Origin of the sequence: Massilia cavernae, assembly GCF_003590855.1 — a bacterium.
Classification (GTDB): domain Bacteria; phylum Pseudomonadota; class Gammaproteobacteria; order Burkholderiales; family Burkholderiaceae_D; genus Telluria_A; species Telluria_A cavernae.
Genome location: NZ_QYUP01000201.1, coordinates 1 through 14,837, shown reverse-complemented (window position 1 = coordinate 14,837; position 14,837 = coordinate 1). Strand labels below are relative to the sequence as shown.

Below are 14,837 nucleotides of genomic sequence, written 5' to 3'. Positions count from 1 at the left end.
GGAAGCCATGCACATCGCGGGCTCATCCATCCCAGTCGTACCTATTCAATGGAGTTTGCATCGTGAAAAAATCTACCCTTCTGATTATCGGCGCGGCCGGCAATAACGGCGTCGCCACAATCGAGGCACTTACCCGCAAGCACGGCGATAGCGTCGTTGTTCGCGCCGGCGTACGCACTGAGGCGAAGGCCCGCTCGCTGCAGGCTCGCTTCCCATCGATCGAGACCGTAATCATGGACCTCGATCAGCCAGCCACCCTGGGCGCTACGTTCGAAGGCGTGGACAAGCTATTTCTGATTATCGGCAACGTCGAGAATCGTGAACAGCACGCCAAACACGCCATCGACGCCGCAGTACGCGCTGGAACCGTCAAACACGTGGTTTTCTATTCGGTCTTTGGCGCCGAATACGAATCAATCCTCTTCGGTCGCCAGTTCCGATTCGGTGAAAAATACCTCGAGGCATCGGGTTTAAACTGGACTCACCTTCGCACAATCTTCTTCCAAGAAAACTTCCTTGGCTGGGCAGATGGCATCAAGCAGGGCGCCCTCTACCTTGGCGTGCGCGAGGGCCGCTTCGCTCCGCTGAACATCGCTGACATTGGCGAAATCGCCGCGACGATCTTGTCAACCGATGGCCATGAAGGCAAGGCCTACGCAATCACCGGCCCGGAGCTGTTGTCCGGCGTCGAAATCGCCACACGCTTCGCCGCCGTCACCGGCAAGCCGGTTGCTTATGTCTCGCCGGATGAAGCGACGACTCTGCAGTCGCTACTTTCGACGGGCTGGCCGGCGTGGCAGGCGAATGGCATGTTGGAACTGTTCGAAGTGTTCGCTTCGAACCAGGCCGCCGTGGTCTCGCCGGACGGAGAACGCCTGCTGGGGCGTCCACTGACCCCGCTGAGCGCTTACCTGGCATCCAACAAGCCTGCATTTGTCTGATCTCCACTCTTCTCAATGGATTCCTTTATGGAACTCATTGTTTGTCGATCTTAATCCGATCGAGCGCACCACATAGAATACTTAGGAAGACGGGCGCGTGATCGAGCAAGTAAAAAAATAATCCTGGCAAGTTCATGGTGCGGAGCGGTTTCGCGGGGCTGACGTGAGTCGCGCCGGCTCCCATGCCATGGCACTGCCAGGATTTCTTGATATTCGCCGGCGTTTCGCCGGCACAGTTAAAGTGGCAGGCCCTTGCACGCAACTGTCTACATCGCCCATCTGCCCGTTGCGGTACCAGTCCATCCATTGGTCGTCGAAGACGATAGCGCGATCCGCCAGATGATCGCCACATACCTTACGGATAATAATTCTGCGCGTCGGTGCGCTTCCCGACGGGCGCGAAATTAGTGGCCTGATGGAGCGGGACCTCGTCGATGTGGTTATCCCCGGCTTGAAGCTGCCTGGTGAGGACGGGATGCATACCGCGCGCCGCGCGCCGCGTGCGCGACGATTCAAAAATCCCCACTATCATGCTGACTGCTTGACCTTCGACACAGTGCATGCTGCCGCCGATAATTTACGACACTCGGCCGAGACCAAAGGAATCAGCCTGGAAGTGGTTTGTGGTCCCAAGCCGGTCCTGGTAAGGGGCGACTCGGTACGGCTCGGACAGGCAATCCTTAACCTTGCGGAAATCGCGATTAAAGATTAAATTCACGCCAGCCGGGGGCGCGGTGCGTATTATCCTCGTCTGCACACAGTACGCTCAAGTGATTGTCGAAGACAACGGTGGCGGCATTGATCCTGATTTCCTCCCGCTCCTGTTCGATCGATTCCGCCAAGGCGACGCCTCGACCACGCGAATCCAAGGCGGCCTGGGCTTGGGGCTATCAATCGTCAAGCAGATTATGGAGCTGCACGGGGGCACGGTGTGCGCTGCCAGTGCGGGTACCGGCGAGGGCGCCCAATTAACGCTGACGTTCCCAACGCTCCAGCACGAAGTGGCCAGCGAGGGCCGGGGTCAGCAATTATTCGAACACGACCTTCGGGGCGTTTCGCTGGTTCTTGTCGGCGACGACATGGATGCCAGTGATTTTCTGCAGCAATACCTTGAAGCGCGCGGTGCTGAAGTGCGCTCCTTTGACGACGCTCTTGCTGAACTGGCGGCGACGGTACCGGATGCCATCATCAGTGACATTAGCATGCCCGGCAAAGACGGCTACACCTTCATTCGTGAGGTGCGCGGTCTGTCGGCGGCGCACTGCGCATTGCCTTCTATTGCACGGACGGCATTCGCGCGCGCCGAAGACGAACACCAGGCTCTGCGTGCCGGATTCTCGGCGCATCTCGCCAAGCCGGTCGAACTAAGCGGGTTGCTGGACTTGATCGTTTCCATGATCAAGGGCGACCGCTCGACCCGCAACCCTCCACAGAAATCCGGTTGAGCCTGCATCATAACCTTCGCACCTGCTAGTGAATCACTAGCCGACGGGGGCTGGCTATCGGGGCAGCGCAGGGAACTTGGCGGATGCCGCTGCACGCATAGCACAACTTGTGATTGTCGATGTGGCTCATCCGAATGAGGCAGCCACCTACCTCGCTGCGCTTAGGAGGGCGTATTCCATGTCCACCATCGTGCTGTCAGCGCGAGTCCTGACTGGGTAGATCCGTTCAGCTGAGCTGGCCGAGCGGTTTGGCGTGCACACGGTGCCGTCGGAGCCGTTCTGCCGTAAGGCCTTGCTCAAAGCGGTCTATGAAGCGAAGCGGCGCCCCTGACCGAGGACGCCGCTTTTGCGCAGAATCGTTTAGGAAGCTACAGCTTCGCGCTTCGAATCCAGGCTCCACGCACCGGCGCCCCATGCCGCAATGCCCAACAGACCGCCGGCAACTGCGATGTTCTTAAAGAACAGCAGTTGCTGCACGAATTGCTGATCTTGCGGAACGGCCCAGTAATTGTGGAAGAAGTAGGACGCCACCAGCGTAAAGAATGCCAGCGCCATTGCCGCCAGCCGGGTGCGGGCCCCTAGCACGAGTGCCACGCCGCCAATAATTTCAACAGCCAATGCCAGCGCCGCCGCGACATGCGGCAAAGGCAGCCCCGCCGATGAGATGTAAGAGACGGTGCCGGCAAACGCGGTGAGCTTGCTGATTCCCGCTGGGATGAATAAGGCGGCCAGCAACAGGCGTGCCGACAGCGAAAGAGGGTTTTGAAGCGATTTAAACATGATAGATTCCTATTGAATGAAGTGTGAATTTGCAAATCAGGCGGCGAGGTCGAACACGAGCACCTCCGCATCGACACCGGCCGTGAGCGTGACCTGGCTTTCGCCTTCGAGCAGCAGCGCGTCGCCGCTCGATAGCGGATAGCCGTTGACAATCAATGCGCCACCCACAAGGTGTACATAGGCCTTGCGTGCGGGATCGAGCGCCAGTTCGGCAGCTTCGCTGCCGTCGAACAAGCCTGAATACAAGGCTGCATCTGCGTTGAGCGTGATAGATCCATTGGCGCCGGTAGGCGAGCCGATCAGGCGCAGCCTGCCGCGTTTCTCGCTTGTCGGAATGGTTTTCTGTTCGTAGCTGGGCGCGATGCCGCTTGCGTTTGGCAACAACCAGATCTGCAGGAAATGCGTAGTCTGGTCGTCCGCGTGATTGAACTCGGAATGAACAACACCCGTTCCCGCGCTCATGCGCTGGACGTCACCGGGCGGGATTCCCTTGACGTTGCCCATGCTATCCTGGTGCGCCAATTCTCCCGACAATACGTAGGAAATGATTTCCATATCCCTGTGCCCGTGTTTGCCGAAGCCGGATCCTGGCGCAATACGGTCTTCATTGATGACGCGAAGATTACCCCACCCCATGTGCGCCGGGTCGTAATACTCGGCGAACGAAAATGAATGGTCGCTTTTCAGCCAGCCATGATTGGCGTGGCCGCGTTCCTGTGCTTCGCGAATAGTGATCATGATCGATGTACCTCCTGAGTTGATAGGAGCCATTGTGTACGTGGGGCGGTGCTTGGCGGTCCTGGCCAATTGATGGCATCATTCAATTTATTTGAATGAAAGCGCTTCATGTCTTCTCCACGCGACGTTCTTACACCGGCCGCCCTCGCCATGTTGCAGGAGATCGCGCGCACCGGCAGCTTCGCCGCGGCTGCGCGTGCGAGCAACATGGTGCCGAGCGCCTTAACCTATCGGGTACGGGCGATCGAGGATGCGCTGGACGTCTTGCTGTTCGACCGTAGTTCGCGTCAGGCCAGACTGACCGAGGCCGGGGCAGAGCTGCTGCGCGAGGCTGCTCGCCTGCTAGTCGACATTGACGCTGTGGCAAACCGCGTCAAACGGGTCGCGACGGGCTGGGAATCGCAATTGACAATTGCGGTCGACAGCATCATCGACCGGACCACGATGATGGAGCTATGCGAGGCCTTTTTCGCGTTGAATCCGCCGACGCGCCTTAAGCTGCGCACCGAGACCTTGTCCGGCACGCTCGACGCCCTGACCTCCGGCCAGGCAGACTTAGCGCTCGGGGTTGTGCTGGATGCCAATACCACCGTCGGGCTACAACGGAAGACGCTCGGTACGGTCGGCTTTGTGTTTGCTGTCGGGCCGAATCATCCGCTGGCATCCGCCGCTGAACCGCTGAGCGACGATGTCATCAGGCAGTACCGCGCTGTGGCCCTGGCCGACTCAATCGAGCGAGGCGGCGGGCTGACGGTTGGCGTGTTAGCAGGACAGGATGTGTTTACGGTGACCGACATGCGCGAGAAAATCGAGGCACATATCCGCGGACTCGGCATTGGATTTCTGCCCAAATGTCTGGCCCAGCCCTATATCGATACCGGCCGGCTTTTATCCAAGCGTGTCGAACGAGCCGAACACGAACTTTCCTTTTGCTATGCGTGGCGAAAAAAGGAAAAGACTTCGCAGGGGCGCGCACTGCGGTGGTGGCTTGCCCAGGTAGATAGCCCGGTGACCCGCGCGGCGTTGCTTCGGGGCCGTGGTCCAGGGGCGTGTCCGGACTGAAGCGCAGGAAATTTATCCGGCTTTGCCACGATTTATTCGCCCTGGCGCGGCGATCTATCACGGTGATTTTCCTTTGTGTGAGGTCAAGATGCAGGTCGCGACCCAGGCGCAATTGGACGCATGGGCAGTGCGTACTGGCTGTAATCCGCTTGATTCGACGAAGGCGAGGCCGCACCTCGGAACATTCTGGAACGAAAAATAATCCACTTCGACAAAGTTGATCCACTGTGCGGTCCGGGATATCGGGTCACTTTGTCAATGTCGGCTTCGGGAGTGTGAGCGGGGGCGATGCCTGATGCGGGTCACCCGGCTCAGTGCATGCTGCCAATTGTCCGCAACAAGGTGCGCGCCGTGACAAGATCGGGCGTTTCAAAGCCCTCGTCAAACCGGAGAAAGGCGGCCTCGAGCAACGTGGCGCCTTCCTGGTGACGATTCTGCGTTGTGAGATTCCGCGCCAGACTGATGGAAGTGCGCAATTCCCAAGCAAGGGCGCTTTGCTGCGCGCCAAGCTCAAGGGATCGGCGGTAAACGGCGTCGGCCTGGGCCGGCGACGCGCCAGCCTTCAGCATTGCATCCCCTTTCAGGCGTAGTACTTCGGGGCGACACCATCCGCCAAGACCTCGTTCTGCGCGCGCGAATTCCTCGGGGCCGACCCGATGCGGCATTAACGTTAAGAGCGTTTCACTGAGCGGGCCGGGATCAAGGCGAAACCCTTGACCGTGTGCGGCGCCGCTGCTGCTATCGATCAACTGGTAATGGTCGGCCCAAGACTGCCACTGCGGGAATGAGCAGCGAGTTGCCCGGTCAGTCAGGAGTGCCAGAAAAGTGGCCGAACTGGCCTTGTCGCCCACCCAGTAGGCTATAGGACATGCTCCAACTGCCAGTGCATAACACAAGGAGATTGGATGGTCGATTGCCAGCGCTCGATCCACCGCTTCCTTGGCAAGCCGCAGTGCCTGATCGGGGAGTCCCCGCAGCCAGCTGATCCTGGCCAGGATGGTGGCGGCAGCCACACACTGGTCGTATTGCACACCGCTGTTGCGGGTGTCGTGCTGGGACGAGACCGGTTGCCAATAGACGCGCTCGGCGTGCTCCCCAGCACGCGCCTGTTCACCGGAAAAATGCAGTGTTAGTGCCATCATCCGGTCAAAAATGAGTTGTGCGACTGGCGCATCATGGCGTTCCACGAATGTCGCGAAGTGAGCACCGGAGGCCAGCGCGGCAGCATAGTCGCCATCGAGCAGCTGATTCGCACAAAGACCGCTGTAGGCGCGCGCGTGCGACACGATGTCGCCCCGATTGCCGGCCAGCTGATAGGCACGCGCGAAAGCAGCTGCGGCATTGGCTCTTTCGCCGTTAAGGTGAAACAGGGCGTTTCCCAGCGCCGCCTGCAAACGCATCTCGTCGGATTCGCTTCGCGTGCTTTCGAGCGCGCGCTGGATCCAGCCACGCTGTTCATCGAGCAGGGAAAGCTCAATCCAGATCAGGGTTGAGACCGCCATCAGGTGCGCGCCGAGATCGGCATCGTCCGCATTGCCTTGCAGCGCCCAGTTAAGCGCCGATCTGATGTCTGCAATGCGGCGCCCATAGCGCGCATGCCAGGATGCCACAGGCAAAACTTCCCAATCGACTTCGGCCTCGCATGCCAGCGCGCAGCAATGCAGGGCATGGCGGCGCCGCACCTGGTCCTGCTTTCCACTAGCCGCACATTTTTCCTCAGCGTAGGCACGGGTGGTGTCGAGCAGGCGATACATTATGATCGCATCGCTTTCGCGCTCGCTCGTGATCAGCGATTTTTCAGCGAGGTTGAACAGGTATTCGCTAACTGCGGCGTCATCCAGGCCGGTGGCTCCCTGATCGGAAGCGACCGCGCACGCAGCATCTAGCGTGAAGCTGGCGCGAAACACCGAAAGGTGCTGCAACACCCGCTGCTCATCGGGGGAAAGCAAATGGTAGCTCCAATCGTGCACTGCTCGCAACGTTTGATGGCGCGGCAGGGCACTGCGCCGATTGCGGGTGAGCACGGCAAAGCAGTCGTCGATGCCAGATGCAAGCGCGCGAATGGAAAACTGGTCGATCCGTGCCGCGGCCAGCTCAATCGCCAGCGGCAGCCCGTCGAGCCTGCGGCATATGTCGGCAATGAGGCGTAGTTCGTCCGGCAAATGTCCGACATGGCCGCGAATCGCGGCGATGCGTTCGGAGAACAGGGCGAGCGCAGCGTATCTATCTACGGCCGAAGCGTCGATCTCTGCATCGATCGCCGGCACGGACAGTGATGGTAGTCGGTAGATCAGTTCGTACGAGGCCCGCAGCGATTCGCGGCTGGTGGCCAGGATGGTCAGCGAGGGCGCGCCATCGAGCAATTGTTCGGCCAATCCAGCGACTGCGTCAATACAATGCTCGCAGTTATCAAGGATTAACAGCATGCGACGCTCGCGCAGGTGCATCAGGATGCCTGCCAATGGATCCACAAAAGTCGTCGGAAGCTGCAGGGCCGCAGCAACAGCACCGGACACCAGCGTACCGCTGGCGACCGATGTCAAGTCTACAAGGCAGGGCGGAAAAGGGTAATTGCCTAGAGTGTGGTTTGCCACTGCAAGTGCCACGGTCGTTTTTCCGATTCCGCCCGGACCGACAATAGTAATCAGTCGTCGCGAGTCCAGGCACGCGGCGAGCGCGCCGATGGCGTTATCCCTGCCGAAGAGCTTCGGCAGGCCGCGCGGCGAGGTGCGCAAAGTATCGAGCCCGCGCGGCGTGGTCCCGGCGCCGACATCGCGGTCGACTGGGGCCACGAAACTGTAGCCGCGGCCTGCAATGCTGGCGATGAAACGACGCTTCTGGCGGCCGTCACCCAACGCCTTCCGGAGTGCGCTGACGTGGACGCGCAGGTTGGCTTCCTCAACGCAGGTTTTCGGCCAGGCACGTGCAATGAGTTCATCCTTTTCGACGACTTCGCCGGCGCGCTCAAGCAAGAGCGCGAGAATGTCGAACGCGCGGCCTCCCAATAGGACCGGCTGATCAGCGTCGAGCAGCAGGCGGCGTGCAGGGATGAGTTGAAATGTATCGAAGCTATACATCGTTACTTTCCGGTTCGTGCGCTTTGGCTGCGATTCCTGTGTTGGAAATCCGACTTAAATAACCGGACTGCAGTTCGGCGAGTGTTTGCATTAAGCCGTTTGAATAGTGAAATCATAGACGACATGCTGACACACGGTAAGTCGATATTCGCTAAGTGTCACTACTCCTTTACCGGGACGACATCAGCGGGTTCGCATTCAATGCGCCAAGGAAAATCTAATCGTTCAGGCTGCCTGTCGACACATTGCGGCGGCGCGCGACTCTTCGCACAGTTGGTTTACAAGGCTTTACAACATTTTATTCACCCTTGTGACCAACGGTTCATACAATGACGAACGATCTGTACCATTCTGCATTCTCGCGAGGCCCTTGGTCAATGAAAACCGAGCTAACAGGCAATTTGATTATTGGAAGGTATGACGTTCGCGGCCGGGGGCGCCTGATACACGCTGTCGATCCCGTCGGCTGCATGCAGCTGGAGCCTGGTTATCGTAGCGCTGGGCCGGAGGATGCCGAGCTGGCTTGCACACTCGCGCAAGGCGCCGCGCTCGTTGCCTCTCAAGTGCGCCTGGCGCAACGGGCGGATTTCATGGAGTCGGTCGCATACCACATGAAACGGATCGAGGTGCAGTTAGCCGCACGGATGATGCTCGAAACCGGAGTGACTGCTGAAAGGGCCGCAGCTGAACTTTCCGGTCTGGCTGACGAGTATCGTTGCATCGCCGCGGCCCTGCGTGCACGGTTTTCAATGCCGACAAGGCTGGGGTTGGGGACAATCGTCGTGTTTGGAAGCAACCGGATTTCAATGTCCGTTTCAGTGGCCGGTACCTTCACCCTCAATGCCTTAGCTGCAGGCTGCGCGGTCATCGCGGTTGCCGACCCGGGTCTCCCGGGCATATCGGAACTGCTGGGACGTGCGCTACAGGCCGGCATCGCCGAAACAGGTTTGCCCGACGGCGTCTTTTCCATGCTTTTGGGAGGGGATGATACTGGCATCCGTGCGTTGTTGAGTGGGCATTCGATCTCGGCAATTGCATCCCCCAGTCCAAATCATTACGCTACGCAGGCTGCCGCAGCCCGCGCCGGAAACTCCGACATACAAGTATTTTTGCAGGAAGGCGATGTTAATCCAGTATTCATCCTGCCATATGCGCTCAACGCACGCGCCGAAAATATCGCCAGGAAGTTCGCTGCGCAAGCAAACGATGCATCGGGGCAGCTGGCTTCACGCGCCACAGTACTGTTCGCAGTCGATTGCGAGGGGTTTGTCGACATGCGTGAGGCGTTAGTGGACGCCATTTGCGCTGCCACGTTCGGTTTTCTCACGCCAAGTGCCCACGCTGACTATATGCAGAGCCTTACCCGTTTCCTTGTCAATGGCGGCGTTGAACGCATTGGTGAGGGTGAAGTAGCTTGCGGCACGTGGGCCGCTCAGGCGGTCGTATTCGAAACAGATGCTGCGACCTTGCTTGCGCAACCGCGGCTCGCGGCAGGGATGAGCGGACCTGTCGCATTGCTGGTGCGATGCGCTACAGCCGAACAATTGCTGGAGGCGGCGAAGGAATTGACTGGGCAAGCCATGGTCTCCATCTTTGCTGATCCTGAGGACGCGGACCTGGATGACCTCCTTTGCATGATCGCGGGCGGTGAGGGCACGCGCATCGCCCACAACGACTTCGCTGGGGCTGTTGATTCAAAATGGCGTGCTTCCTATGCCGAAGGAGACGGGGACGCCAGGTATCGAATGATCCAGCGCTTCTCGAAAGCATTGCCCCTGTGAGTTGCATCGGGAATGGCCGCTGCCTCCACGCTGACTTTGCATGCTAAGTTTGCCGACCGAGCGTCGAAGCGCGCGGCCCAACGTTTTCACTACATCAGCGAGTGATGGCCTGCACGCTGTGTCGGCACATTGATCTAAACAGCGTTGGCCCTGCTGTCTGCGACGAATTCCACACGCGTGGGGACTCGTTGTTGAGCGCGATGGGGGGACGTCTCGCGGCAGCACTGCCATGAGGTCCGATTTATACGGGTTAACAACGATTTACTCACTCATCACACGCGCCTCCCCTACACTTTAATTGTTCCCCATTCATTTAGTCGAGACCGCCATACTTAACCATATTCGTGCAGGCATAAAGGCGGCTTCGCAAACCTTGCTCACCGTGTTGATAGGAGCCACCGATGGGTGAACACGACAACATTACCATCGCCGGTAAATCGTGGCCCATTTTTCTCGGTGCCAGCCTGGGCAAAGGTCGATCACTGGTCGGCTTCTGTGTTAGCGCGCAGACAGATCCTGTAGTGGCGGGCAGGCCAGCGATGATTGCCACGCCATTCGCTCCGGACACCTTCATCCGCATCGACGCGAATGGTGATATTGCTTTGGTAATGCCATGCGTAAAAATAGGGCATGGCGTCCGAAACTTCAAGGAGAAGCATCATGCACGAAATTTCGAATCGGAACACCAAGGGCGACACTGCCTCGCTGTTCATCGACCCCTACAACGACTTTCTCAGCGCTGCCGAACTTTCAATCCAGGAGATTTCAATGAGCACAAGTGCCGTCAATTCCCCCAATCAAACTGTCGAATCGAAGGGCCGTACCTTAGCCTACCGTTCAATCGGCGAGGGACGCCCAATCGTTTTGTGCGCGCGTTTTCGTGGGACGATGGATATATGGGATCCCGCGTTCCTTGATGCGCTCGCTGCCAATGGCTTTCGCGTCATAAGCTTTGACTACAGCGGCATCGGGCTGTCCAGCGGAACCAAGTCGATGAATCCGGTTGATATGGCACAGGATGCCAGCGACTTGATCGATGCACTTGACCTGCAAGATGTCGTTATCAGCGGCTGGTCGCTCGGCGGCATGGTGGCGCAGATTGTCATGGCCGCACATGCGCAGCGAGTTACCCACGCGATCCTGATCGGCACCACGCCGCCTGGGCCGATGGTCAAAGCTTCGGAACAGCTGTTTTACGATACCGCCGTCATCCCCGACTACACGATCGAGCATGAAACCATCCTGTTCTTCGAGCCAGCATCGGCGTCGAGCCGCGCCGCAGCGCTTCGCTCGTCCGCGCGCTTGGCTGCTCGGAGCGAGGGACGCAGCCCTCCAGTACCAGTCGCTTGGGCAGCCGAGAACCTCGGTAACAAGCCATCCAACCCTGTGTTTCCGGCGGATGCCATTTTAGAAATGTTGAAACATACGACAATGCCAGTGTTGCATATCGGGGGCGATCACGACATCATCTTCCCTGTGGAGAACTGGTATGCACTCAGCGGCCAATTGCCGACGCTGCAGTTGCTCACTTATCCGAGTGCCGGCCACGGACCTCAGCATCAATATCCCGAGGCGGTTGCTGCATATATGGGAATTTTTGTCCGTACGACACCGCTGCCGATGACTTAGGCCCTAAAGTGGACCCATCGGTCAAGACAATCTTTCAGCGAGTTTAAGCTGTGTCCGTTTCCACCGCTGCAGCTGGTCGGCGCTGCCCCGTGATCCTACTTCCTTGCCGCTGGAGGGCTTCATCCTCCAGGGGCCGCCGCCGGCATGGCCTGCTGCGGTCACGCGGTTTCGGGCGCCGCCACTTCAGCGCTGCCGTACTTGTCGACGATCAACGCTCCGCCGCCGATTCCACTGCGATAGACGCTGGCCGGCGTCTTGTAGCCAAGGGACTGGTGCGGTCGCTCGGCGTTGTAGAACGCGAAGTATTGCGCCAGTCCCACCATCAGCTCCGCCATGTTGGCATAGCCCTTCAAGTACACATCCTCGTGCTTCACGTTGCGCCACAATCGCTCGACGAAAATGTTGTCCAAGGCCCGTCCGCGTCCATCCATGCTGATGGCCACGCCTTCGCGCTTGAGAACGTCCGTGAAGGCCGCGCTCGTGAACTGCGAGCCCTGGTCGCTATTGAACACCTCGGGCCTGCCATGCTCGCGCAGGGCGTCCTCCAGGCAGTCCACGCAGAACGAAGCATCCATGCTGTTGCTGAGCCGCCAGGACAGCACCTTGCGGCTGTACCAGTCAATCACGGCCACCAGGTAGGCGAAGCCGCGCGCCAGCCTTAGATAGGTTATGTCCGTGCTCCACACCTGGTTCGGCCGCGTGACCGGTACACCCCGCAGCAGGTACGGGTAGACCTTGTGCCGAGGATGTGCCTTGCTGGTGTTCGGTCCGGGCGCCATGCCCGCCAGTCCCATGCTGCGCATCAGGCGCTGTACCCGCTTGCGGTTGACAACGCGGCCCGCTGCGCGCAAAAACACCACCATGCGCCGGCTGCCATAGAACGGCCTGTTCGTGTATTCCTCATCGATCAGCCGGCACAGCAGCAAGTCCTCCGCACCTGCATCCTCCGGCACCTTGGCGGCGAGCCGCCGGTACACCGTCGCGCGCGGCACTTCCGCCAGTTCGCATTGCCGGCTCAGGGGCAGCTCATCGGCACCGTCGACCCAGCCCATCCTGGCATCAAGGCTCACTCCCCCAACTTTTTTTTAAGCCAGTCATTCTCCATCTTCAGCCGGCCGATCTCGCCGTACAGCCGATCCTCGCCGCTCTTGACCTCGGTCGGTTTGGGGCCCCGCTTGGTCTCGAACAGAGCGCCGGCAGATTCCAAAATCTCCTTCTTCCACTGTCCGACCAGTTGCGGATGCACACCGTACGTCTGTGCGATTTCCGTGATCGTCTTCACCCCGCGCACCGCCTCCAGGCCTACCTTCGCCTTGAATTCGGCCGTATGCACCTTGCGTTTCTTTGCTTCACCCATTTGCTGCCATCCTTTCGAGGACGACAGCTTAAACTACCCCGTAGTCACTGTCTCAAATTGTGGATCCACTATAGGCACGCACTGGTCAACAGTTTGTTTGAGCTTTTCTGCCTGATCTTGCATGCTGGATGCAGCCGCCGCAGCCTCTTCGACGAGCGCAGCATTTTGCAGTGTCATTTCATCCATCTGCCGTATTGCGCGGTCCATTTCCTCGATGCCGGAACTTTGTTCCTGGCTCGCGACAGTAATCTCCGACATGATGGTAGCGACGTGCTGGATCGACTGAACAATTTGACTCATTGTATTGCCGGCGCAATCGACCAGGCGGCTACCTTCCTCCACTTTCTCAACTGAATCACTAATAAGAAGTTTGATTTCTTGCGCAGCCTCGGCTGCTCGCTTGGAGGCTACGCACTTCTGAAGCAACCACCGCGAAACCGCGTCCCCTGCTCCGCATGCGCAGCTTCCACTGCGGCATTCAATGCCAGAATATTGGTTTGGAAAGCAATCCCGTCAATGACACCGATAATGTCAAAATTCTGGTTGAGCATTCCCGAATCAGTTTCATCGTGGCGACGACCTTTGCAACGACCTCGCCCCCTTCAACCGCCTGGCGGGATGCTGATTGGGCGGTTTGGTGGCCTGTGTGGCATTTCCCGCATTCTGTCTCACCATGACGGTGATCTGTTCCATAGACGAAGCGGTTCCTCGATGGCACCCGCTTGCGCTTCAGTTCGAGAAGACAAGTCAGCATTTCCAGAAGCAATTTCCCTGGATGCCAGGCTGATGGTTTCGGTACCATTGCGCACATCGATGACGATATGGGCCAAGCTGGCAGTCATATTTTTTAGTGCAAGAAGAAGTTCGCTGATTTCGTCTTTGCCGGTTACTTCTCGGCCAAAAGACAGCTCGCCTTCGGCGACTCTTCTGGCGACTTGCAAGGCGCCTGAAAGTGGCGAGGTGATACTGCGGGTAAGAGCCCAGCCGATCAGTCCTGCAAAAGCGATGGTGACGACACTGACTACCACGAACGACTCGGTCAGGCGCGCCGCCGTGACTGCCGCATCTTGAATGAATGCCCCGAAGTTTTCTCTTGGTGCTTGACCAGGCGGTCCATTTGTTTCGTCCTGCCGCTCAGGGGATCGAACCTATCGGCAATGAGTTTGGCCGCAGCCGGCGTATCGGAATCCAAGGCAAGCTCAATTACCTTGACCAATGGCGCCTGGATTTCATTTTCAAGTTTTGTAATTTCCCTGAAAATCGCCTTTTCTTCCTCATCAAGAACCATTGCATTCAGTTTTTTCTTTGCATCTCCATAGCGCTGATGCAGCGCCGGGATCTTGGTAACCTCGCTTTGTACAAGCGCCAGCTCACTATAAAGGCCGAGGTTCCGAATGGTAATGCGACTTCGTACAAAGCACTTTTATTGCCAATGTGCTTGGCTTGTCATTCGATGCGTTAAGCGTGACTATCGTCGTGTCGCGATTCTCTCTGCGCTTAACCAGCCGCTGATTGCGTGAGAAATGGTGAAGATCGATACGATCAATCCAATCCCAAGGCAGAGCCTCAGCCCGATACGCAAGTCTCGAAGTTTCATAATGCTCTCCATCGTTTTTGGACCGGTCGAGGTCGTTACAAACCTTCGTCGACCCGTTATGTGGCTTAACTCAACAAAGCGAACAGGTAACTGTTCAGCCTGAATGGCCAAAGCAATCCGCGTCATCCGCATCGGTGAACGCGATGTCGCCTTGTTCGGCCTCAGCTATGCATTCCCAGGCCGTCTTGATGCAGCGCGATCGAATCGGCATTTCGCAAGTAGAACTCATCGGGATCCAGGCCATCGATCAGGACCGGACGACGTACCCGCCTTTGTTTTCCGTTGATGAAGATAGTCATGAACTGTGCCTTCTCCCTCTTCTGGGCGGTCAGTTTGCGCTTCGGGCCATGGTATTGAATGCGATTGTTAACTGTTCGGCCGCTACGCAGCTGGCATGATCGGATCGCCAGTAAATGCGCGGCGTAGCACT

At 58.3% G+C, this 14,837-nt stretch carries 16 protein-coding genes; 6 read left to right on the top strand and 10 right to left on the bottom strand.

Annotated elements, in window-relative coordinates:
- Positions 1-62 precede the first annotated feature (62 nt).
- The 3 genes from D3872_RS25005 (at position 63) to D3872_RS25000 (ending at position 2,386) form a co-directional block, all read left to right on the top strand.
- Positions 63-941, top strand: coding sequence for an SDR family oxidoreductase (locus D3872_RS25005; protein WP_119813300.1), 879 nt, complete (start codon positions 63-65; stop codon positions 939-941).
- Positions 942-1,356: 415 nt separating this feature from the next.
- A complete protein-coding gene (locus tag D3872_RS25445; protein ID WP_147374012.1) occupies positions 1,357-1,653 on the top strand; it encodes a HAMP domain-containing histidine kinase in 297 nt (98 codons plus the stop codon).
- A 22-nt stretch (positions 1,654-1,675) separates the two neighbouring features.
- On the top strand, positions 1,676-2,386 hold the full coding sequence (locus tag D3872_RS25000) for an ATP-binding response regulator (RefSeq protein WP_182915939.1): 711 nt from the start codon (positions 1,676-1,678) through the stop codon (positions 2,384-2,386).
- Positions 2,387-2,746: 360 nt separating this feature from the next.
- Here D3872_RS25000 and D3872_RS24995 read toward each other — a convergent pair whose 3' ends face one another.
- Positions 2,747-3,166 (bottom strand): DoxX family protein, encoded by a 420-nt coding sequence (locus D3872_RS24995; protein WP_119813298.1) that lies wholly within the window; start codon positions 3,164-3,166, stop codon positions 2,747-2,749.
- 36 nt (positions 3,167-3,202) lie between these two features.
- The gene (locus tag D3872_RS24990; protein ID WP_119813297.1) at positions 3,203-3,904 is read right to left on the bottom strand and encodes a pirin family protein; all 702 of its coding nucleotides are present in this window, start codon (positions 3,902-3,904) and stop codon (positions 3,203-3,205) included.
- A 108-nt stretch (positions 3,905-4,012) separates the two neighbouring features.
- Here D3872_RS24990 and D3872_RS24985 point away from each other — a divergent pair, with 108 nt between their 5' ends.
- Positions 4,013-4,966 (top strand): LysR family transcriptional regulator, encoded by a 954-nt coding sequence (locus tag D3872_RS24985; protein WP_119813296.1) that lies wholly within the window; start codon positions 4,013-4,015, stop codon positions 4,964-4,966.
- A 311-nt stretch (positions 4,967-5,277) separates the two neighbouring features.
- Here the strand turns inward: D3872_RS24985 and D3872_RS24980 are convergent, their stop codons facing one another.
- Positions 5,278-8,043 carry an ATP-binding protein gene (locus D3872_RS24980; RefSeq protein WP_119813295.1) on the bottom strand — a complete coding sequence of 922 codons (2,766 nt, stop codon included), beginning with the start codon at positions 8,041-8,043 and terminating at the stop codon, positions 5,278-5,280.
- 377 nt (positions 8,044-8,420) lie between these two features.
- Between D3872_RS24980 and D3872_RS24975 the strand changes: the two genes are divergently transcribed.
- Positions 8,421-9,824 (top strand): aldehyde dehydrogenase family protein, encoded by a 1,404-nt coding sequence (locus tag D3872_RS24975; RefSeq protein ID WP_182915938.1) that lies wholly within the window; start codon positions 8,421-8,423, stop codon positions 9,822-9,824.
- 479 nt (positions 9,825-10,303) lie between these two features.
- Here the strand turns inward: D3872_RS24975 and D3872_RS25440 are convergent, their stop codons facing one another.
- The gene (locus tag D3872_RS25440; protein WP_147374011.1) at positions 10,304-10,486 is read right to left on the bottom strand and encodes a hypothetical protein; all 183 of its coding nucleotides are present in this window, start codon (positions 10,484-10,486) and stop codon (positions 10,304-10,306) included.
- Between D3872_RS25440 and D3872_RS24970 the strand changes: the two genes are divergently transcribed.
- Complete coding sequence (locus D3872_RS24970) at positions 10,485-11,453, top strand: alpha/beta fold hydrolase (protein WP_229459519.1); 969 nt, start codon at positions 10,485-10,487, stop codon at positions 11,451-11,453. The two genes, D3872_RS25440 and D3872_RS24970, sit on opposite strands and share 2 nt — an antisense overlap.
- A gap of 158 nt (positions 11,454-11,611) precedes the next feature.
- Here the strand turns inward: D3872_RS24970 and D3872_RS24965 are convergent.
- From D3872_RS24965 to D3872_RS26155, 6 genes are all read right to left on the bottom strand, one after another.
- Positions 11,612-12,810, bottom strand: a protein-coding gene (locus D3872_RS24965; protein WP_119810116.1) for an IS3 family transposase whose coding sequence is annotated in 2 segments (ribosomal slippage) — positions 11,612-12,525 and positions 12,525-12,810 — 1,200 coding nt in all. Because the reading frame shifts where the segments join, the coding sequence is not laid out codon by codon here.
- Positions 12,811-12,843: 33 nt separating this feature from the next.
- Positions 12,844-13,236: a methyl-accepting chemotaxis protein gene (locus D3872_RS27605; RefSeq protein ID WP_147374010.1), complete on the bottom strand. Its 393-nt coding sequence runs from the start codon at positions 13,234-13,236 to the stop codon at positions 12,844-12,846.
- The gene (locus D3872_RS27600; RefSeq protein ID WP_370660992.1) at positions 13,218-13,361 is read right to left on the bottom strand and encodes a methyl-accepting chemotaxis protein; all 144 of its coding nucleotides are present in this window, start codon (positions 13,359-13,361) and stop codon (positions 13,218-13,220) included. Before D3872_RS27600 ends, D3872_RS27605 begins: the two co-directional genes overlap by 19 nt.
- A 117-nt stretch (positions 13,362-13,478) precedes the next feature.
- Entirely contained in the window at positions 13,479-13,838 is a 360-nt protein-coding gene (locus D3872_RS27595) for a HAMP domain-containing protein (RefSeq protein ID WP_182915937.1), read from the bottom strand.
- Between the two features lie 11 nt (positions 13,839-13,849).
- Positions 13,850-14,098: an MCP four helix bundle domain-containing protein gene (locus tag D3872_RS24955; protein WP_119813293.1), complete on the bottom strand. Its 249-nt coding sequence runs from the start codon at positions 14,096-14,098 to the stop codon at positions 13,850-13,852.
- A 470-nt stretch (positions 14,099-14,568) separates the two neighbouring features.
- A partial coding sequence (locus D3872_RS26155) for a hypothetical protein (protein ID WP_119813292.1) occupies positions 14,569-14,837 on the bottom strand: 269 nt, incomplete at its 5' end.